The sequence below is a fragment of the Flavobacterium flavipigmentatum genome, assembly GCF_020911905.1.
Taxonomy (GTDB): Bacteria; Bacteroidota; Bacteroidia; order Flavobacteriales; family Flavobacteriaceae; genus Flavobacterium; species Flavobacterium flavipigmentatum.
In genome coordinates, this window is the sequence record NZ_CP087133.1 from 197,228 (window position 1) to 218,088 (window position 20,861).

19 protein-coding genes are annotated in these 20,861 nt (G+C 35.1%); 13 read left to right on the forward strand and 6 right to left on the reverse strand.

The features are described 5' to 3' along the window. Window positions 1-403 precede the first annotated feature (403 nt). On the reverse strand, window positions 404-2,401 hold the full coding sequence (gene mobC, locus LNP22_RS00970) for a conjugal transfer protein MobC (RefSeq protein ID WP_229974907.1): 1,998 nt from the start codon (window positions 2,399-2,401) through the stop codon (window positions 404-406). 183 nt (window positions 2,402-2,584) lie between these two features. On the opposite strand from mobC, the gene LNP22_RS00975 reads away from it, so the two are divergent. Beyond that, window positions 2,585-2,869, forward strand: coding sequence for a hypothetical protein (locus LNP22_RS00975; RefSeq protein WP_229974908.1), 285 nt, complete (start codon window positions 2,585-2,587; stop codon window positions 2,867-2,869). 76 nt (window positions 2,870-2,945) lie between these two features. On the opposite strand, the gene mobB is transcribed toward LNP22_RS00975, so the two are convergent. Together mobB and mobA are read right to left on the reverse strand one after the other, a co-directional pair. Further along, window positions 2,946-4,232, reverse strand: coding sequence for a conjugal transfer protein MobB (mobB, locus tag LNP22_RS00980; protein ID WP_229974909.1), 1,287 nt, complete (start codon window positions 4,230-4,232; stop codon window positions 2,946-2,948). Between the two features lie 2 nt (window positions 4,233-4,234). Next, window positions 4,235-4,672, reverse strand: coding sequence for a conjugal transfer protein MobA (mobA, locus tag LNP22_RS00985; RefSeq protein WP_229974910.1), 438 nt, complete (start codon window positions 4,670-4,672; stop codon window positions 4,235-4,237). Window positions 4,673-5,091: 419 nt separating this feature from the next. Between mobA and LNP22_RS00990 the strand changes: the two genes are divergently transcribed. From LNP22_RS00990 to qatD, 9 genes are all read left to right on the forward strand, one after another. Next, the gene (locus LNP22_RS00990) at window positions 5,092-5,247 is read left to right on the forward strand and encodes a hypothetical protein (protein WP_229974911.1); all 156 of its coding nucleotides are present in this window, start codon (window positions 5,092-5,094) and stop codon (window positions 5,245-5,247) included. A gap of 173 nt (window positions 5,248-5,420) precedes the next feature. Beyond that, entirely contained in the window at window positions 5,421-6,188 is a 768-nt protein-coding gene (locus tag LNP22_RS00995; protein ID WP_229974912.1) for a ParA family protein, read from the forward strand. A 4-nt stretch (window positions 6,189-6,192) separates the two neighbouring features. Further along, window positions 6,193-6,630, forward strand: a complete 438-nt coding sequence (locus tag LNP22_RS01000) for a DUF3408 domain-containing protein (RefSeq protein WP_229974913.1) — start codon at window positions 6,193-6,195, stop codon at window positions 6,628-6,630. Window positions 6,631-6,641: 11 nt separating this feature from the next. Further along, entirely contained in the window at window positions 6,642-6,914 is a 273-nt protein-coding gene (locus LNP22_RS01005; RefSeq protein WP_229974914.1) for a DUF3408 domain-containing protein, read from the forward strand. A 2-nt stretch (window positions 6,915-6,916) separates the two neighbouring features. Continuing rightward, window positions 6,917-7,552 (forward strand): conjugal transfer protein TraD, encoded by a 636-nt coding sequence (locus LNP22_RS01010; protein WP_229974915.1) that lies wholly within the window; start codon window positions 6,917-6,919, stop codon window positions 7,550-7,552. A gap of 297 nt (window positions 7,553-7,849) precedes the next feature. Further along, the gene (locus LNP22_RS01015) at window positions 7,850-9,730 is read left to right on the forward strand and encodes a KAP family P-loop NTPase fold protein (protein ID WP_229974916.1); all 1,881 of its coding nucleotides are present in this window, start codon (window positions 7,850-7,852) and stop codon (window positions 9,728-9,730) included. Continuing rightward, window positions 9,730-10,602, forward strand: coding sequence for a hypothetical protein (locus LNP22_RS01020; protein ID WP_229974917.1), 873 nt, complete (start codon window positions 9,730-9,732; stop codon window positions 10,600-10,602). Before LNP22_RS01015 ends, LNP22_RS01020 begins: the two co-directional genes overlap by 1 nt. Next, the gene (gene qatC, locus LNP22_RS01025; protein ID WP_229974918.1) at window positions 10,589-11,911 is read left to right on the forward strand and encodes a Qat anti-phage system QueC-like protein QatC; all 1,323 of its coding nucleotides are present in this window, start codon (window positions 10,589-10,591) and stop codon (window positions 11,909-11,911) included. Before LNP22_RS01020 ends, qatC begins: the two co-directional genes overlap by 14 nt. Next, on the forward strand, window positions 11,912-12,640 hold the full coding sequence (qatD, locus tag LNP22_RS01030; RefSeq protein WP_229974919.1) for a Qat anti-phage system TatD family nuclease QatD: 729 nt from the start codon (window positions 11,912-11,914) through the stop codon (window positions 12,638-12,640). It abuts the gene before it with no gap. A 230-nt stretch (window positions 12,641-12,870) separates the two neighbouring features. On the opposite strand, the gene LNP22_RS01035 is transcribed toward qatD, so the two are convergent. From LNP22_RS01035 to LNP22_RS01045, 3 genes are read right to left on the reverse strand one after another with little or no spacing between them, the layout of a single operon-like run. Next, window positions 12,871-13,524, reverse strand: a complete 654-nt coding sequence (locus LNP22_RS01035) for a DUF5710 domain-containing protein (RefSeq protein ID WP_229974920.1) — start codon at window positions 13,522-13,524, stop codon at window positions 12,871-12,873. Window positions 13,525-13,545: 21 nt separating this feature from the next. Then, window positions 13,546-15,366: a UvrD-helicase domain-containing protein gene (locus LNP22_RS01040; RefSeq protein WP_229974921.1), complete on the reverse strand. Its 1,821-nt coding sequence runs from the start codon at window positions 15,364-15,366 to the stop codon at window positions 13,546-13,548. A 2-nt stretch (window positions 15,367-15,368) separates the two neighbouring features. Then, window positions 15,369-17,507 carry an ATP-dependent nuclease gene (locus LNP22_RS01045; RefSeq protein WP_229974922.1) on the reverse strand — a complete coding sequence of 713 codons (2,139 nt, stop codon included), beginning with the start codon at window positions 17,505-17,507 and terminating at the stop codon, window positions 15,369-15,371. 188 nt (window positions 17,508-17,695) lie between these two features. Here LNP22_RS01045 and LNP22_RS01050 point away from each other — a divergent pair, with 188 nt between their 5' ends. The 3 genes from LNP22_RS01050 to LNP22_RS01060 are packed head-to-tail and all read left to right on the forward strand — an operon-like array spanning window position 17,696 to window position 20,843. Then, window positions 17,696-18,001 carry a DUF4134 domain-containing protein gene (locus LNP22_RS01050; RefSeq protein ID WP_229974923.1) on the forward strand — a complete coding sequence of 102 codons (306 nt, stop codon included), beginning with the start codon at window positions 17,696-17,698 and terminating at the stop codon, window positions 17,999-18,001. An 11-nt stretch (window positions 18,002-18,012) separates the two neighbouring features. Then, window positions 18,013-18,342 carry a DUF4133 domain-containing protein gene (locus tag LNP22_RS01055; RefSeq protein ID WP_229974924.1) on the forward strand — a complete coding sequence of 110 codons (330 nt, stop codon included), beginning with the start codon at window positions 18,013-18,015 and terminating at the stop codon, window positions 18,340-18,342. Continuing rightward, complete coding sequence (locus tag LNP22_RS01060; protein ID WP_229974925.1) at window positions 18,339-20,843, forward strand: TraG family conjugative transposon ATPase; 2,505 nt, start codon at window positions 18,339-18,341, stop codon at window positions 20,841-20,843. The genes LNP22_RS01055 and LNP22_RS01060 overlap by 4 nt, the downstream gene beginning before the upstream one ends. Window positions 20,844-20,861: the final 18 nt, after the last annotated feature.

A 20,861-nucleotide genomic window follows, 5' to 3' on the forward strand; every position in this document is an offset into this window, starting at 1 on the left:
TAATTACTTCTTTTTAATTTGGATGCGTTCTTGGATAATTGCTTGCATAATCTCGAATTTTTTTTCAATTATTCTTTTCAAGAATAAATACAAAAAAAATAGTTGAAATAATTTTATTAAAAAAAAGAATAATTGTCAAGTAATGGTTAATAGTTTAACAAAGCTAGTTGGTTATTTCTATTTAGAGTTTGATTTTTATAGAACACCTCATTAAATTGGATTCAAAATTTAATTTTTTTGGTGTTAGTTTTATTTGTATTTTGTTTAACTTTTTATCTGTAACTTTTAATAATACTATGTTTTTTTAAAAATTTTATGGCACTACATTTTAACAATACTCACTATTAGAACATTATTAGTAAATGATTGTATGTCAAAAGAAGTATACTAGAGAAAAATATCATTATTCTTTAACTAAATGCTGTAAACTAAGATCATTCTTAATTCGTTCCAATTCCGCCCCAATAATTTGTGCAATGTCTTGTTTTATTTGGCGGTAGTTATTTTCTATTTCCTGTTTCATTTTGTCCTCGCCTTGATCATTAATGAAGGATAGAATATCAGGAATTTTTTGATAAGCTTTGGTGTCGGTAGCTACCTTATCATTGTCAACAACAATTTCAGCATGAAAGATTTTCTGTTCTATGCGTTCATCAAAATTGTCCGATACAGAACCAACAAAAAAACCTTGTGTCAATGTGGATATTTTGGAAGCTGGTATAAGACTGTCCAATTGTGTAGATATTGAAGTTGATGTGTCGTTGCGGTTGATGCTCATACTCTGCCTTTTCTGCAATACTTTCCCAAAACGTTCTGAAAGACTTTTTGCCGTTTCACCAACAACCTGACCAGAAAATATATTACCCACAGTATTCTGAATAACCTTACTCTCTTTGTCACCATAATCTCTTGTCAATTGCGAATAATCCTGAAATCCTAAACATACCGCCACCTTATTACTACGGGCAGTGGCTATAAGATTATCCAGTCCTCGAAAATAAATGGTTGGCAGCTCATCAATGATTATAGAGCTTTTTAATTGTCCTTTCTTATTAATGAGTTTTACTATTCTAGAATTATATAACCCCAGTGCTGCAGAATAGATATTTTGACGATCGGGATTGTTCCCTACACATAATATCTTCGGCTCTTTGGGATTGTTGATATCCAGCGAGAAATCATCTCCTGTCATAACCCAATACAACTGCGGGCTAATCATTCTCGACAAAGGAATTTTTGCCGATGCTATTTGCCCTTGTAATTGGTCTTGCGCTCCGCTTTGCCACGCATCCATAAAAGGCGATAGATAATTTTCCAAATCGGGATATAAGGTAAGTATAGTAAATACATCAGAATACTTTTTGTTCAGCAATTCGATGGCATGTGGAAATGTACAATATTTACCGTCCTCATAGATTTTCAGATACCAGATTATGGCAGCCAACAGGATAATTGGGCTTTCTACAAAGAAATCGCCCTGCTTCTGTATCCAGCTACGGTTGAGGTTAAGCATTATAGTATAGGCTGCTTCGTAAGCATCTGAAATGTCCGTCATAAAGTCGGGATTAAGTGGATTGCAACGGTGACTCTTGCGTGGATCGTCAAAGTTGATAACGTAAAATTTTGGCTGAACTTTGTACTTATCCCGATGCTTCAATAGATGATTGTAAGCAATGGTAGAAAGATCGTCAAACTTGAAATCGTAGATGTACATCGAAAATCCCTTTTCAATTTGTTGCTTGATGTAGTTATTTACGATAGCATACGATTTTCCTGAACCTGGAGTTCCCAAAACAATCGTTGCGCGGAAAGGATTGACGATGTTTATCCAGCCGTTGTTCCATTTGCCTTTGTAATAAAATTTTGTGGGAAGATTGACAGAATATTCGTTTTCCATCAGTTTGGTTTCCTGCTGAAAGCTCTCATTCTCGTTGTTGAAAACATCGTCCATCAGATTGGTACGAAGTAAACGGCTCATCCATACGCCCGCCATCAGTAAGGCTATATAACCTAACGAGATAGTTAGTATATACAAAAATGTTCCTATTACTGGAGCCAACTTTAACAAAGGTGTGTTCAGAAAAAACAACACAAAGCCAATCACTAAAGCCACATAGATTTTAGACCAGGTTATTTTTTCATTCTTTACGCCTTTTGTGCCTAAACAGCTTAATGTCAATAATACCAAAGCAAACAGCTTGGTATATAAGGTATGCGAAAACAGTCCAGCGGTACGCTGAAAGTTGCCTAATATTTTGTTGATTACTTCTAAAGTCCAGCCACGTTCCATAAAGAAACCATAACAAAACCAATAAAGGTGCATCAGTACCAAAAGGATACTTACTGCCCGCATAAAAGCCATAATCTTGGCAAGTCCTCTTAAATCGTCTTCTCCCTGCATTATTTAATTTTTTAATGTTCGGGCGTGAATTTAAAGACTGTAAAGGCTGAATATAAGAATATGGCAGTCATTGGCGGTAAGTGGCAGGGTTTGGCTTATTCTAAATAAATTATGTTCTTACGGAAAACCGTAACGGATGCAATTTTAAAACCTATAGTTTTAACGAAATTTAAAATTATAGTTATGGTAGAATTTGATGAGAATGACTTGGTCAATCAAGATTATGAAAACACAACCACCAAAGGCGATAATCCTGATTACACGGCTATTCGTGATCGGGAACGTGTAAATAAAAAAGAACGTTATGAAGTTGTCTACTTTTGTAATGCTTTTGTAAAAAACTATCAAGTACCTAAAACAAAAGCAAGTTTTCAAAAGGTTGAAAAGATAATCAGGATGACTGAAGCCAGTAGCATTGTGATGCGAGACAAACTAAATGAGTTTGTTGCTAAAAATTGGAATAAATAGTTGCAGGAGTAACTCTTTATTAAAGTCCGAACTATCCGACAAAGTTAATCCTTTTCGGATAGTTACGATTTTATCTTTAATGACCTGTTCTTCTTTTTCTTTTCTTCTTCATCTTATTAGAAAAATCCTGTTCCTCGTAATCTTCACTCTGTGTTTCGGGCAATAAACCTCCTAATGCCTCAATCAAACCTTCTTCGTGTTTTTCAGTAGTATTCAGGAAGTCGAACAAATGATGAGGTTCTTCCGCAGGAAGATCTGCATCATTTGATGTGGATATTTTCGATTGTAGTTCAACTGGCTCTTTAATCTCGGGTTTGATATTATTGTTCCAATAATCATTAAAGGTATTGGCAGAAAGCTCCTTGTCCAAACGTGAACCGTTCCAAACCACTTTAGAATTATGGTCTATAAAAGTTATTCCGTAAATACGTCCTGTTTCATTTCTACGAACCACTACATTAATACCTTGTTCGGTTAACTGTTTCTTAAAACGCAATTCATCACTTGTAGATTGCAACGAAATGATAACGGCTGATTGCAACATTTTTTGGCTTGGATGATTTTTCAAAGCAGTTCTACTTTTCTCAAAATGCAATTCCAAAGCAGGAATTCCAGCACTTTTTCCGAACAAAGAAGCCTTGAACGGATGTCCCGCTCTTTCTCCTTTTTCATTCAAGGGAATGTACAATAAACCTCGTTGCATCTTTCCCTGCAATTCGCCCTCCACTTTTTCGGTAGTAATATTGAACAGCGAAAGCAAAGCGTTGTATTCCCCCAAAGTTTGATATTGATAATAGTTCGGCAGGTGTCGGACTACTGAAGCTATCTGATTTTTCACATCGCCTACCCTATAATCTATCGGACGGAAAATTTTGTAGCTTGGCTTATGTTGTTTATCCACTGCGGTTATTAATTCGTGTTTCCTTTCAAGTTCTCGGCATACATTCATCGACCGCATTTTTTCAAACTTGTCCGAAATCTTTTTGCCTTCTTCGTTCACGCAAACCGATACAATATGAATATGGCTACGGTCAATATCGGTATGTTTGAATACCACAAAAGGCTGTTCGCCGTAACCCATTTCCCGCATGTATTCTTCCACCATTTCACGGAATTTATCATCGCTAACCTTATCTTTCGGGTCGGGGTTGAGCGAAATATGCAAGGTATGTTTCTCGGTATTGCGATTGGCTATCAGATAAGGGGCAAAAGATTGGGCTAATTGTGCAACAGAATAATGATCATTAGCGGTTTCAATCATTTTATTAGCAAACAAAATTTTTCCGTTTTCATTCTCCACTTTGAGTTGATTGTATGCCAATGCTCCGTATAAATTTCCGCTTCTGCCGATTTTTGCTATCATTTTTAAGGCTGTTTTTTCAGATGTTTTGCTTCAAATTCTTCGGTTATCTGAATGATTTTTTGGCATAATACCACCATTTCTGCTGTCTGTTTTTCCAATTTGTAGAGAAACGCTACGGCTTTTTTCTCGGAAAAATGACGGTACAATAGCTTTACAATCTGATTATAATTCACGCCTATGGAGCGAAATTGACTGTGAAACGAGGTCAATCGCATATAAAAATCAACCGTTCCTTTATCAATTTTAACCGATTTCATTTCCTTACTGAACAACAGGGAAATGATAAACTTTGCTTTATTGGGCATTCCCGATGCTTCAAAAAGCGATAAAAGTTTTGCATTTTCCTCGTCTGTAAGACGGAAAACGTGGCGGTGGATGCTCGGGTCGGTTTTTGGTGTCCGTCCGCCCTTATTCTGTTTTTTGTTACTATTCTCGTTCATCACTAATCCATTTTTAATTCACACAAAACATCGACTTCGGAGTGGTTTTTTCAGCTCCCAGCAGGGCAAGTTGTTTTGAGGCACTAACTCGGTTTCGAGTGCCTCAAAACACAACTTGCCGTGTTCTGTTGAACACAAAAATCCGCCCTGCGGGACGGATTAAATGTAACAGGGAAAACGGCTCGATGCCGTTCTGCTTAGAGTCCATTTTGCCAAGAGGCTTTTGCATAAATCCGTTAATAAAAATCACTTTACAAAGTAAAGCCCTGCCTGTAAGAGTATTGCAATACAATACCGAGACAAACACTGCCTTTGAATGCCAAATACTGCCACACCTATACAATCGAATGAAAATGATTAGTTCTTTGCCTTTGAATGTCGGCAGGAAGACAGTCAGCCCGTACTTCAGGACGAACGGATTGAGTACATTCAAGATAGCAGATAATTCGGCTTTCCTGATTGCAGGAATGCAGGAATGCAAGAATTCAGGAATGTCAGAAAGCGTGACAGCTTGCTATCAAAATATCGTGCTCTCTAGATTGACGGAACATAAGAAAGACGGCAATCCTGATTGATAAGATACGGGAATGAATACAGTACTGCTGTATTGCAAAAATGCAGGCAATCAGAAATTCTGGCAGGCAAATTTGATGGCTATCCTGCAAGAAAGATAGAAGGAAATCAGTATAGCCTGCCTGATAGTCTTCAAGACTTAAGCAGGAATATATAAACTTTAAATTTTAAAAATATGAACACAAAAAAGAAACCTCAGTTTATTGCATTTTCATCTCAAAAAGGCGGTGTTGGCAAAAGTACATTTACAACGCTTGTTGCCAGTACAATGCATTATCGTTTGGGCTATAATGTAGCCGTATTTGATGCTGATTTTCCACAGCACAGTCTTATGAAAATGAAGACAAGGGATTTGGCAATGGTAATGGAAAATGAGGCTTTGAAAAAGCTGGCGTACAAACAATTTACCACTATCAATAAAAAAGCCTATCCGATTATGCAATACAAAGCGGATAGCGTATTGCAATCGGCTCACGAATTTGTAAATGCTTCTTCAGTTCCTCTTGATGTTGTATTCTTTGACCTGCCCGGAACCGTGAACACGCCAGGCATTCTGAAAGCATTAGCTGGAATGAATCACATTTTTACGCCCATCACGGCAGACCGTCTAGTAATGGAAAGTACGCTCATCTTCACACAGCTTTTGCAGGATGTGATTATGAAAAAGGGGGAAACTTCCATAGAAACCATTAACCTTTTCTGGAATCAGGTAGATGGCAGGGAAAGCACACCTTTATATGGAGTGTATAATCAGCTGATTGAACAATTAGGGTTAAGCCTGATGCAAAGCCAAGTCAAGAACAGCACACGTTTTCGCAAAGAAAGTGAAATGGACAGCAGAACCGTTTTCCGTTCTACCGTAATGCCTCCCGATGAACGCTTGATGAAAGCCTGTCAGTTAGACCTGTTTATAGAAGAATTACTGAAAATTATTCAATTATAGCCTTATGGAGAAAGATAATAAAAGAAAAGTCACTCCGGACATTAACGAAGAAATGATGATGAACCTGATGGTTGATGGCATTAAAAAAGAAGGAATACATCTCCCGCCTGAAGCAATCGAAGAGCCGGAAAAAGTAGATAACAAGCAGGAAGAATTACTACGAAGCATACCTCTACAAAGGGAAAAGAACCGAACAAAGAAAAGCCTTGACGGAAGTTATGGCGCCCATTTTTTGAAAACCCACTCAATGACGAAGCGTGGAGATAAAAGCATCTATATCCGACAGGAATATCACGAAAGACTCTCACGTATCATACAGGTTATCGGAAGAGATGAAATACCGCTATATGCCTATCTTGACAATATACTGGAACATCATTTTGAACTATTCGAGAAAGCAATTACAGAAGATTTTAATGAAAAATTTAAACCCATTTTTTAAAATATTTGATTATGGAAAATTTATTTAAGAAAAAGAAACAGCCCGATTTTATTGGGCAATACAAGTACATTTTTTTACAGCCAACAGGATTTTTGGCTAAAAACGGAAAGTCAGTCTATAACAATGAGGAGTTCCATCAAAATATATCCCGTATTGTTTTTATGCTCGGAGATGGAAAAATCACAATTTCTGATTACCTGTACAATGTGCTGAAGCAACATTTTCAGGATTTTGGAGAGGATATAAAAACGTTGCATAATGAAAAACAAAAACCTATTATTTGATTATGGAAACAGTAATTGTGATATGCCTGCTGATAATTATTATCCTGCTTGTGCAAGATAAGATCATCATTAAAAAAAGGCCAAAGCAAAAGCCAACGCAGGAAAAAATTAATCCAAACTTGCCTGATATTATGGGTCAGCCCAAGCCTGTACGAAACCTTTCAGTGCCAAACAGTGCCATTGAACGCCAAATTCAGGAACCTGAGATAAACCCTGATAATTTAGACATTGAATACGACAAAAATGAAAACGTAGGTATTCAAGTTCCGCAGGAAGAACTAGACGATGTTTTCAGAAATATGCCTGATTTAGAGGAAGAGGAAGAAGAATGGAACAGGTACGGAATATCTGGTAGCGATGACAGTCTTGCCCAAGGGGTTACCTATGACGAACTAAGCTCCGTGGGAGTGTTACTCCAAAAAGAAAGTTTGGAGCAAGCCCAAAAGGAAACGGCGATTGCGATAGTTCAAAGATTACAGGGTACTGAATTATTCAGCCTGCTGGAAAATTCCATCGAGGGTGCTTCCCAAAAAATTGCCGAGCTTTTGGATAGCACACTTTCATCTGAAACAGAAGCCAGTTCTTCCACTTTTCGGAATAATGATTTGGAGGGGTTTGATATTGGGGAGTTTGTTTAAAAAAGGGATTGTCTCACTTTTAGAGCAAATTTTTTTTTGATTATTTTCTTCGTTCGAATAATTTCAACTTCCCAATAAATATCAAAAAATAAGTTTTTAGATATGCTTAGTTTATTTGCTAAAATCCCAAAAAAACTTACTTAAATTATCCTAAATCAAAATAATATGAAAAAGAGTTAAAATTCATACATTTACTATTCCATAAAATTTTAATTGTTTTTCTGTTAAGTTGACCGAATTTGTTTCAAAACTAAAAGCGATTAGAATTATTTTTTAACAACTAATATTCTTTAATATATGTGGGCAGATAATGAAACCTCTGATGATTTACTCGGTTTTAAAGTTCATGCAGATTTAATTGTAGATGTAATCAATGATAATGATGTACTACCTGTAACGATTGGCGTTTTCGGAGATTGGGGAAGTGGAAAATCTAGCATACTAAAAATAGTAGAAAAGGAACTAATCGGAGATGGTGAAGATGGTTTTAATGACGGTACTCTAGTTTTGTATTTTAATGGTTGGGTTTTCGAAGGTTATGATGATGCAAAAGCTGCTTTATTAGAATCAATTATTGAAAAATTTGCGAAACATAAAAAATTAGGCTCAAAAGTTAAGGATGAAACCATAAAACTTTTAAAGTCTGTTAAATGGATGCGTTTAATGGGTTTAGGTTTTAAAAAAATTGCGGTCCCTGCTGCAACAGCATATCTTACAGGAGGAGTTTCATTAATACCATATTTATTAAATGAGTTTTCAAAAATAGAGCCTACAGAATTAGCTAATAAGTTAAAAGGCGATGAAGCAGAAAATTTTTTGAGCAGTATCATCAAAAAAAATGAAGATGATGAAATTACCATGGTTCGTGAGTTCAGAGACGATTTCAAAAAAATGCTTGATAAATCCAAGATAGAAAAGCTTGTTGTGATTATTGATGATTTAGACCGTTGTACTCCTGATAGATTAATAGAAAACCTAGAAGCTATTAAACTCTTTTTAAATGTTGATAAGACTGCTTTCGTTATTGGAGCTGACCCAAGAATTGTAAGACATGCAATAGAGCTACGTTACAAAACAGATGGTATTGAAAACTCTCCCGATATAGAAAGCCGAAATGAGAGGATTGTTAGTGATTATTTAGAGAAATTAATACAGGTTCCTTACTATCTGCCTAAATTAACTGATAATGAAGTGGAAACCTATTTATCATTATTGTTCTGTCAAAAAGAGCTTGGTAGCGATTTCAATAAAGTCTTAGATGCTTTTTATTTATCAAGAGAGAATAATAGATACGGCGTATTTGGTTTAGGAGATATGGAATCAATTTTAGAATCTAATGAAAAGGATAAACTGACAAAGAGTGTATCAATTATAGCTTCCTTAGCACCTATTATAACTGAAGGCTTAAAGGGAAATCCTCGACAAATTAAAAGATTTTTAAACACCTATTCATTAAGGGATAGGCTTGTCAGAGTTGCTAAAATATCAGATTTTAAAATGGATATTTTAGCTAAGTTAATGGTACTCGAATATTCATCACAAAGTTTATTTAGGCAAATTTATGAATGGCAGTCATCTCAAAAAGGAGAACCAGCAGAAATTATTGATTTAGAACTTTTAGTAAGTGAGAATAAAGTAAAAGAAATTAAAGATAAATATACTTCTGCATGGGGTACGGATAAAGTTTTAAGATGGTTAAATTCAGAACCGAAACTAACAAATGTAGATTTACGTGATTACTATTGGATAACCAGAGATCAATTAACAACCTCGATTAGTGGCAGCTCATTAATATCACCACATATTAGGTCATTAATCAAAAAACTAATTGAACCAGTTTCTGGTACTGCTTTAACAAGAACTGTTACTAATGAAATTAAGGACAAATTAAGTGAAGGAGATTATGAGACACTGATATCGTTACTCGAAAAAGAACTTACCAAAGCACCTGAAAAAACAGAAATACATCAAGCCTTTATTGAGTTGATTGCTGGAAATTGTCCTAACATTATTGAAGCTTACAAAAGAACTATCAAAAAGGTTGATAATAATAAGATTCCGTTTAATTTACACAATGACTATAAGCTAGTCGAATCAAGAAATCCTGAGATTAAAACATTATATAAGATTTTCACAAAGGAAAGTCAGATTTATAAAGCAATAAATAATGATAAATAATGGGTACTACACAAAGAATTAATCCAGGAGTAACTAATCAACCCAATTGGGGGGATTTATCAAATTCAATTACTCAAATAGCTAAAACTTTAGAACAGGAAAAAAAACTTGATGATGAAGGAGTTAAAGATAATGAAAAGGATAAAAACGAGGATGAAAAGGATGATAGCAAAAAAACCGTAGTCAGTGATAACTCTAAACAGTATAAAAAAATATTAGATAGGAGAACTGAACATGTTAGATCGGTATTTAAAAATCTGGTAAAAACAGGTGGTGGTCGCAAAGCTATAGCATCTGGTAAATCGTCTTCTATCGGTAAGGCGGGATTAAAATCTGCGGGCAAACTTACTGGATTTTTTACAAGTGTAGCAAACAATGGTCTTGATAAAGCCTTAACCGAAATTGGTTTTGGTTCGCTTCAAGGTAAATCGTTTAATGATGTAATTGACTATTTATTAATTTATTGTTCAGACTCCAACCAAGGAATGGATGAGACTGCAGCTAATAAAGCTTCATGTGAAATCATGAAAGAAATTGCAGCTCAATCGGATAACGATGTTAAAAAATACCAGGATTTAATAAAGGAATTAGTTGATGGTCAAGGGTTAGCGGACACGTTATGCAAATTTTGGGGACTTTACATTTTCGAACATTTATCACAACGTTTTGAAGAAAAAATACAACAGCAAAAAGGAGAGGAAGTCAGCAAAGAAACTTTTAAAATTATAAAAGATGACATATTAGGTCGTGTAAAAGTTTTAAATACACAAAGAGCTGTATCAAAAATAGATTGGAATAAAGCTGAAGGGAAAAAAGAAATTGAGAAAATATTTGATTCCATAATTAAAATCATCTGCAATGAAAAAAATTAATGTTGAAATTCCTAAGTATGATTTGAAAAGTGGAATTCTAAATATAAAACTTACAGAAGATAAAGGAGACTCTTCTACTGTTAGTGTTGATTATAAAACATTATTGCCATTTGCCATTTCTGTGAATTCAGAAATTAGAGATTTCTTCTTTATAACGTGCTCAGTTTATGGGATTGATCGGTTTGTAAATCGAAAACAACATTCAGTTGATGGTTGGTCAAGAGAGCTAAATATATCATTTCCTGTTTCAGAAATTAAGGTTTGGAATAATGTCAAGAATGATTTGGAAGAACTTTTTTCTTTTTTGACAGGGGATTATTGGAATATTGATTTTTATAAATCTGATTTTACAAATCCGGAGTTTCCATTATCGCTGGATTTTGATGAAAAATATAAGCAATTAAATCTTTTTTCTGGAGGCTTAGATTCTTTGATAGGAGCAGTTGATTTTTTAAGCACACACCCTAAAGATAAAATCCTTTTAGCATCGCACTATGACCCTCAAATGAAAGGTCCTTTAAGTGACCAAAATGTTTTGTTAGAAAAATTAAAAGATAAATATACAGGCCTCTTTGAACATGTGCCTTCTATTAAAGTAACTTTATCTCAGACAACCACAAAACGAGAAACGACCTTCAGAAGCCGTTCAATTTTATTTATTGGTATTGCTCTTTTAGTTTCCCAAGGCAAAGAAGTTAATGAAATTATTGTACCTGAAAATGGTTCGGTATCTCTAAATTATCCTTTGAGTCCTTCAAGGCGAACTTCTTGTAGTACTAGAACCACCCATTCATTTGTATTAGACAAAACCAATTTGGTTTTAAAGAAACTAAATATTATAAGTAACATTTCTAACCCTTATGAATTTATGACAAAAGGTGAAATGGTAGATAATTGTAAAGACTTAAAATTTTTAAAACAGATAATTGGATTTTCAAATTCATGTGGAAAAAGAGGACATAGAGCTCACTGGCAAAATTTGACTGCAAGTCATTGTGGTGTTTGTATGCCCTGTATTTACAGACAAGCATCATTAATTAACCAAAAAGACTCTACTAACTATGGAAATACTATTAATTCTCTAATTCCTTTTAATACAAAAAAATCACAGGATGTAGGTATATGTCTAGATTTTCTCAAAAAAAATATTACCCAAAATGATATTAAAATAGAATTAATAGTTAACGGGATAAAGAATATTAATAAATTGAATAAATATGTTGATGTAGTATCGCGAACAAGAATTGAATTATCTAGATGGATTAGCAAAAATGGTAATTCATTGATAAAAACAAAATCTGGTTTATAAATGTTAGATACTCATTGTCATATAGACTTATATAAAAATCCTAAAGTCATATTAGATGTATGCGAAAATAAAGGTATTACCATTTTTTCGATGACAAATTTACCTAGTCACTTTGAGATGGGGTTTCCATTTTTTCAATCTAAAAAACATATAAGAATAGCACTAGGGATGCACCCTCTCTATGCTGCTCTTCATGAAAATGAATTTTCAAAATTTGAATTATGTCTTTCTAAAACTTCATATATAGGTGAAATTGGATTAGACTTTTCTAAAGTGGGTATTGAAACAAAAGAGATCCAACTAGTTTCATTTAATCGAATTTTAAAGTTGGTTTTTGATAAAAAGAAAATACTTAGTATACATTCGAGAAAGGCAGAAAAGGAAGTTTTAGAATTACTAATAAAATATAAAATTCAAAATGCAATTTTTCATTGGTATTCAGGAGGGCTTAATTTAATTAGCAATATATCAGATGCAGGTTATTATTTCTCTATCAATCCTGCGATGGTAAAGTCTATATCTGGTCAAAAAATAATATCTAAAATACCAAAGGAAAATGTATTGACAGAAACTGACGGACCTTTTATTAATAAAGGTAATGAGCCTTTATTACCTGGTGAAGTTGAAGAAGTAATTGAGTATTTATCAAAAATTTGGGATATCACTATTTACGAAGTTCAGAAAATTATTAATTTGAATTTCAGAAGATTAATAAGTAATTTGAAGTAATTTATATAAGGGAGTATCGCTGCGACTGTGAAAAAAAACTGTAAAAACACATGACAATCTTGTCTTTTGTAAAGGTCTTTTCATTCTTGATATTCGTTTTTAGATAATTGAATATAAATGATTATCCTTTGACACAGTTTGATTTACATTACCAAGCTATCTTCCATATTTACAGAAAAGTGAATCTAGTGATTTTGATATTTGGGAGTCAGCTCATACAAACTTCCTTTTTATTCTCTTTGGTCTAAAAACTCTTCAAGAGTTATTGATTTAGCATAGTTAGGAATGTCATCAGCATTGCTCAACCAAGAATAATTAGCATCTATTCCTACATCAAATTTTGACGGAAAAGTAATGAAAGTTAATTGTTCATATTCTTCTATTTCTAAAGGAAAGAAAGCACCACCAGGTTCTGAATGCAGAAAAAAATCGCCTTGTAAGGCACCACAATGATCACAATGGTTTGCCCAATAACTACTTTCCGCCGTTTTAGAATACGCAATTTTATAATTTGGAAATAATCTATTGATTTTGTCTGCAAGTTCATTTTCAATAAATACCGGCATACTAAAGAAAGACAACCCATCCGCCCGAAACCATTTTTCATCCTCATTTTCGTCTGCACCCAAATGATAAAAATTATTTGAAGCTATGGAGATGACAGCAGTTTTGTTTGCACATTTATAACAATCACTACTATTTAAAGCAATTGATACGGGCGATTTTATAATAACCGATACTTTTGATTTGTCTATCCATTGTTGGAAATCATTAATATCCTTATGGTCAGGAATAAACCACGTTTTTTGTTCCAAATCCCAAAAAGCGCCTTTTAATTTCGCAACATCTTTATCGCTATAGGGTACATTTAATTTTAATGGCATAGTAATTTAATTTTTATTGGATCAATCCATATCCTCAAATTTTTGGAAAGAATAATCATAAGCATATTCAAGCAAATGTGAGGTTGGTGGTTTTCCTTCAGGTGCGTGGTACCAGTGAACATTTCTATATTTTTCAGAAATAAGATGTAAATTCTTTCTTGCTCTTGAAGCTAAAACATACAAGAGTTTCTTTGAATTTTCAATACCATTATTATCATTAAAATGAGGAACATAACCGTCCAATAAGCCAAAGCCAATAACTGCATCGTATTCTTCACCTTTAGTTCCGTGTATTGTTGAAACAGTAATTCCATCTCGCTGTCTGAATACTTTTCTGAAATTTTCAATATCCCCAATATATGGATTTCCTTCATCAATCAGTCTCTGAATTCTATTTTCAGAACTTGCAAAAAATGAATTGAAATGTTCATCTAACAAGGGAAAATTGGGCAGTACAATTTTTAACTTTTCACAAATCTGATTAAAGAAAATTTTTAAATAAGTTAAACCATCTGTCTCGTTTATCTCAAAAGAATTACAAATTCTTAAAAATTTTTTACTACTTACATTTGAAACATCAACTCCTGCACTATCCAATTCATTTAATATTTCTTTACTCCACCTTAACCTTCTTACATACATAAATGGAGAAGGTTCCGTCAATGCAACTCTTGAAACCTTGAACCAAAAATTATCAATATCCCGAGAAAAAGGAGCCATTCCTGGTCCGTCAAAACTAAAATCAGGAAGTCTGATGATAAGTTTTCTTGTAATGCTTGCGATATGTACCCATTGTGGAGCAGTGATGCATATTTCGTTTGGGTTAATTCCGGCTGTTTCTACATTGTACAAAATTAACTGAGCTAATTCTTCAATTAAATCATCTACTGAGACAACTGAATTGAATGTAATTGTACTTGGGTAATCTTTTCCATTACCGAATGCAACAATTGGAGTTTCGAAAGTTTTATAATAATCAAAATAGTTAATAATAGTCGACGATGACCTATAGTTTTTATCTAAGCTTAATGGGGTCAGTTCAAATCCTAATAATTTTTCTAATTCATCTTTAGGCATTGGGTAGCCTCCCAGCGAGTCGTAAATAGATTGGTTTGGGTCGCCTACAATCAATGTTTTTGAAGTGCCTTTGTTTACGCTTAATATTTTAGATATAATGTGATACTGTATTTCTTTGGTATCTTGGTACTCGTCAATTAAAATAAACGGAAATAGTTTGGATAGAATATTAGCTATTACTGGTTTTGATTTAAGTATTTCGTAAGCATAGAATAAAATTTGCTCAAAGTCGATTTGTTGATTTTTTTCAAGGATTGCAAAATATTCCCCAAGAATTTTTTGTAACGAATTATGTTTTTTTGTGTCTAGGCAAGTCAAATAGAAATTATCTGTTTTGGCAAGGATACCACAATCATAATAGGTTATTTTTTCTCCTTTATAGGGTTTGCATAATTCGGTCAATATCATTTCACTATCAAAAGAATTGATAACCTTAAAGCCGTTCTTCAATCTTTCAGAATACAAATGATATGGCTTTAAAATCCATTCCATACAAAAGGAATGGATAGTACCTATCCATAATTGCGTTGTATCAACACCTAATAATTCAACTCGTTCCTTGATTTCATCAGAGGCTCTATTGGTATAGGTTATAGCAATCACGAACTCCTTGTCTGACTTCAATCTGCTTAACTCATAAGCAATTTTAAATGTCAAAGTCCTTGTTTTACCACTACCGGGACAAGCAATAAGAAGTACGCTGTTGTTTTCAATAATTGCATCTTCCTGTTCTTTATTGATACTATCTTTTTCCCAAACAAACATAACTATTTCAGTTTATCAATTAGGGTTAAAACTTGATCGTCAGGGATGACAAGGTCGAAATCAAAAGTTAAGTCTTTCAATTCAATTTCTCCTTTTCGATATTTTAATATTTCCGCTCTGCAACTTGTAAAATCTAATGCATTATTATCCTCGAAATTTTTCTTAATTCGATAATCAATTATATCTGCAATGATATTTGGGGACGTTTCTTTAGCAAAAAAAATGGCATCAATTATATAACTGGGAAGTATAGTCTTGTACGAAATATGCTTTCCTAACATTATAGCAAACCAACCTTTTCCTTCTTGTTTTGCCATCGTGAGAACACGTTTACCATAGATAGAAATATCAGCATCTTCAATATCTGCTTTTGCAGTATCACGTGTATCTTGATCTACATAAACTTGTTTAATTATTTTTTTAACTTCCCATCCATTTCCTTCAGTAATAAAATCTACTTCAAAAGTATGTTTTGCATAAAAAGCTTTAATCCAAACATTACCAGCTTCAAATGCATCTAATTTTACCTTTCTAGCTAAACCTTTTTGTTTGGAACCGGCAACTTTCTTTTTATATTTTTTCAAAGAATCACTATCACCCACAATTTCTGTAGTGTCACAGATAGCATCATCTAAATCTGTCAGTATAGCACACTTTCTTTGTATTCGGTCATTATGAAAAAGTTGAGCTACGTTTTCAAAACCGGTACTTCTAATATTTATCAGACTAATGCCAAGTTCATCCAGACTTACTCCAAAAACTTTTTTAACCATTATAGGAATTAGAATTTCTTCAGCATCTCCTTCTACTAAAATTATCCCTTTAGCAAAAAGCAAATTGGTTCTCACAGCATCCAAATAGCGTTGTATCTGATTTATGTTTTCAGGTGCTAATCCCGTAGAAGGCTGATATACTTCAGCATAATTTAATTTTTTAGCCAAAATATTAATGTTCTCAACATTGCTTACTTCTGATATTTGTGTAGAATGTGTTGAGTATATAATCTGCGTATCTCCATAATCCAGCTTATCAAATAAAGCCTTTTGAATATGATTGTGAATATGGGCTTCGGGTTCTTCAATAATTAAAAAATTAGCAAAAGTATCTTTGGACTTTTGATATTTAAACTCTAACAGCTTTAGGGTTAAGAAAATTAGATTTGCTCCACCTAAACTCAATTCGTGAATACCACCTTCATATTCTTCTCCAGGTTCGCCAATAAATAGCTTTAAAGATTGAAGCAATTTTTCTGCTTCGTTTGGAACACTGGATTTAATAGACAAAGATGACGGAGAATAAGTAAGTCCAACAGCATCTTGAATTGTAGATTTAATATCATCCCTAATATTTTGTACATCGGGAAGTGCTTCAATGCTTTCATTTAAATCCTTTACCAAATCACTAATTGGCTTATAATCCGCTTCTTTAATTTCACCACTTTTATTTTTCAAAAGTGTAAATAATGGATTAGTTCTATTATTATGAAAATCACTTACAACATCTCGCAAGGCTTGAATGAATGTAAAAGAAATTTCTTTAGCAACGGACATTTGATGTGGAATTTTAGATCCAAATTTTGAGGTATCTATTGTGGGAGGGAAAATAACATTTTCAAAATCACCCACCAACTCTTTATATACTGCTGGATTATTAAAATCAGCGATGCTTTTTCCTGTAAAAAAAGTTTCGTAGTTATCCTGAATAGTAATATCATCAAGTAAGGTTTGCAATCCAGCAGTATCTCCTTCGGCTAATTCAGATAGTTTTTGTCTTATATCCGCTTTAGGACGAAAGAAAAGGTTGTAGGTAGCTTTTTTTACATAATCTTCTTCTGCAATTCCAGCTCCGTGAATAAACAAGGATTGAATAGCTTCTTCATCGTTAAGTTCATCAAACTCAATACTGATTATAATCCAATGACCTTTCCATTTATTCTTATCCAAAGTTCTATTAAAATCTCCTTCAGTAAGCTTGTAAGCATACTGCAAAGAAGCATCTTCCAATAGCAATCTTATAGCTTTAAAAACATTTGTTTTTCCAGATCCATTCTCGCCTATAATGGTATTAATTCCTTTCTTAAAATGGAAATTTGCATTTGCAAAATTTCTGTAATTGATGAGGCTAACTTTAGATATATACATTAAAAAAGGTTTATAAAATTGAACTTTAAAAAGTACTAATATACTACATTTCTTCTTTTTGACTGCCACTCACAGCCAAACAATTCCTCTCACTGCCACTTTGTTATAGCGCCCTGATTTCCGAAACATCTTTGTCCCTAAAACCCGCATGGTGCGGGAAAACAGTAACAATTTAATGTGTTTCAATCATGGAAAAACAAAGAAAAAAAGTTCTATTAGTAACAATGGCAATGCTGGCAGGCTACGGTGCGTTCGCACAAGGAAACGGTACGGCAGGTATCAACGAGGCTACACAAATGGTAACCTCTTATTTTGACCCCGCAACCCAATTGATTTACGCCATCGGTGCGGTGGTCGGGTTAATCGGAGGGGTTAAAGTGTACAACAAATTCAGTTCCGGCGACCCTGATACAAGTAAGACTGCGGCATCGTGGTTCGGTGCGTGTATCTTCTTGATCGTTGCGGCAACTGTTCTGCGTTCATTCTTCCTTTAATCTTTTACCTTATGAATTACAACATCAACAAAGGTATTGGAAGAACCGTGGAGTTTAAGGGGCTGAAAGCGCAATACCTGTTCATCTTCGCTGGTGGATTACTCGTAACCCTTATTCTGGTAATGATTCTTTACATGGCTGGCGTCAATTCCTATATCTGCTTGTTTCTAGGAGCAGGAGGAGCTTCGCTGATTGTATGGCAGACCTTCTCCTTAAACAAGAAGTACGGAGAACACGGACTTATGAAAGTTGGAGCACGAAAAAGACATCCTCAACACATCATCTGTCGCAAATCTGTCTACCGCTACCTGAAGTTTACACCTAAATCCAGTATCGTATGAGAAATGCAGCAAAAATCACAACACTCGAAAGCAAGTTTCCACTACTTGCAGTAGAGAACAATTGTATTCTGTCAAAGGATGCGGACATTACCGCCTGCTTTCAGGTTCATTTACCGGAACTGTTCACGATAGCTTCAGCCGAATACGAAGCCATACATTCCGCTTGGCATAAAGCCATCAAGACCCTGCCGGATTTTACAGTTGTTCACAAACAGGATTGGTACATTAAAGAAAGCTATGCACCTGATTTGGCAAAAGAAGACCAGAGCTTTTTGGCAAAGTCTTATCAACGCCATTTTAACGAGCGTCCGTTCCTGAACCATTACTGTTATCTATTCTTGACCAAAACCTCCAAGGAAAGAATGCGGATGCAGAGTAATTTCTCTTCGCTATGCAAAGGTTCGCTTATCCCTAAGGAAATCCGAGATAAAGAAGCGATTCATCGCTTTATGGAAGCAGTTGCCCAGTTTGAGCGTATTATCAACGACTGTGGATTTGTCAAACTACAGCGCCTGAGTGAAGAGGATATAATTGGTACTGACGGGACGCAGGGCTTATTAGAACAATACCTAACATTGTCAAGAGAACCTGGTACACCAATGCAGGACATCGCATTGGGAGACGAAGGTGTGCGTATCGGTAACAAAAGGTTATGCCTGCATACATTGTCCGATACAGACGACCTGCCTGGAACGGTATCTGCCGATACCCGTTACGAAAAACTATCTACTGACCGAAGCGACTGTCGTTTATCTTTTGCTGCTCCTGTAGGATTATTGTTAAGCTGCAATCATATCTACAACCAGTATTTATTCTTGGATAACAGTGAAGCCAACCTCCAAAAGTTTGAGAAGTCCGCAAGAAATATGCACTCGCTGGCTCGTTACAGTCGGGCAAACCAGATCAACAAAGAATGGATTGAACGTTACCTGAACGAAGCCCACAGTTTTGGGCTATCTTCTATCCGTGCGCACTTCAACATTATGGCTTGGTCGGATGACCCTGCAGAATTGAAACAGTTGAAGAACGATTGCGGTAGTGCTTTGGCACTTATGGAATGCAAACCGAGACATAATACCACCGATACAGCTACGCTGTATTGGGCGGGAATGCCTGGCAATGCAGCTGATTTTCCAAGTGAAGAAAGCTTTTATACCTTTATTGAACCTTCCTTGTGTTTCTTCACCGAAGAAACCAACTATCACAATTCCCCATCCCCGTTTGGGATCAAGATGGCGGACAGGCTCACAGGCAAACCCATCCATCTGGATATTTCAGACCTGCCTATGAAGCGTGGTATCATCACGAACCGGAACAAGTTTATATTGGGACCTTCGGGAAGCGGTAAATCCTTCTTTACCAACCACATGGTAAGGCAGTATTATGAGCAGGGTGCACATGTGCTGCTCGTAGATACAGGGAATTCCTATCAGGGATTGTGCGAACTCATTAAAGGCAAGACCAAAGGGGAAGACGGAGTGTATTTTACTTACACTGAAGATAACCCGATTGCCTTTAACCCATTCTATACAGATGATGGCGTGTTTGACATTGAAAAGAGAGAAAGTGTCAAAACTTTGATTCTGACCCTTTGGAAACGTGATGATGAACCGCCAACCCGCTCGGAAGAAGTCGCACTTTCCAATGCCGTAAGTGGTTATATCGAGCGTATCAAAACGGATGATGTGTATCCCTCATTTAATAGTTTTTACGAATATGTAAAAGGAGATTACCGCAAGGTACTGGAGCAAAAACAGGTACGGGAAAAAGACTTTGATATTGCCAATTTCCTGAACGTACTCGAACCCTATTACAAGGGAGGCGAATATGACTACTTACTCAACTCTGATAAGCAGTTAGACCTGTTATCCAAACGTTTTATCGTGTTTGAGATTGATGCCATCAAAGACCACAAAATCCTTTTCCCAATTGTGACCATCATCATTATGGAAGTGTTCATCAACAAGATGCGAAGACTTAAAGGGATTCGTAAACTTATCCTGATTGAAGAAGCATGGAAAGCAATTGCCAAAGAGGGAATGGCAGAATACATTAAATATTTGTTTAAAACCGTGAGGAAGTTTTTTGGAGAAGCCATCGTGGTCACGCAAGAAGTAGATGACATCATACAGTCGCCCATTGTAAAGGAAAGCATCATCAACAATTCCGACTGTAAAATCCTCTTAGACCAGCGCAAGTATATGAACAAGTTTGATGATATACAGGCAATGTTAGGACTTACTGACAAGGAAAAGGCACAGGTTCTTTCCATCAACATGAACAACGATACCTCACGACTGTACAAGGAAGTATGGATAGGCTTGGGCGGTACGCACTCGGCAGTGTATGCTACAGAAGTTTCCAGCGAGGAATATCTCGCATACACCACCGAAGAAACCGAAAAAATGGAAGTGATGCAGCTTGCTGCAGAACTCGACGGCAATGTAGAACTCGCCATCAAGCACATCGCCATGAGGCGACGTGATAAAATAAATCAATAATCATTAATAATTTAAAAA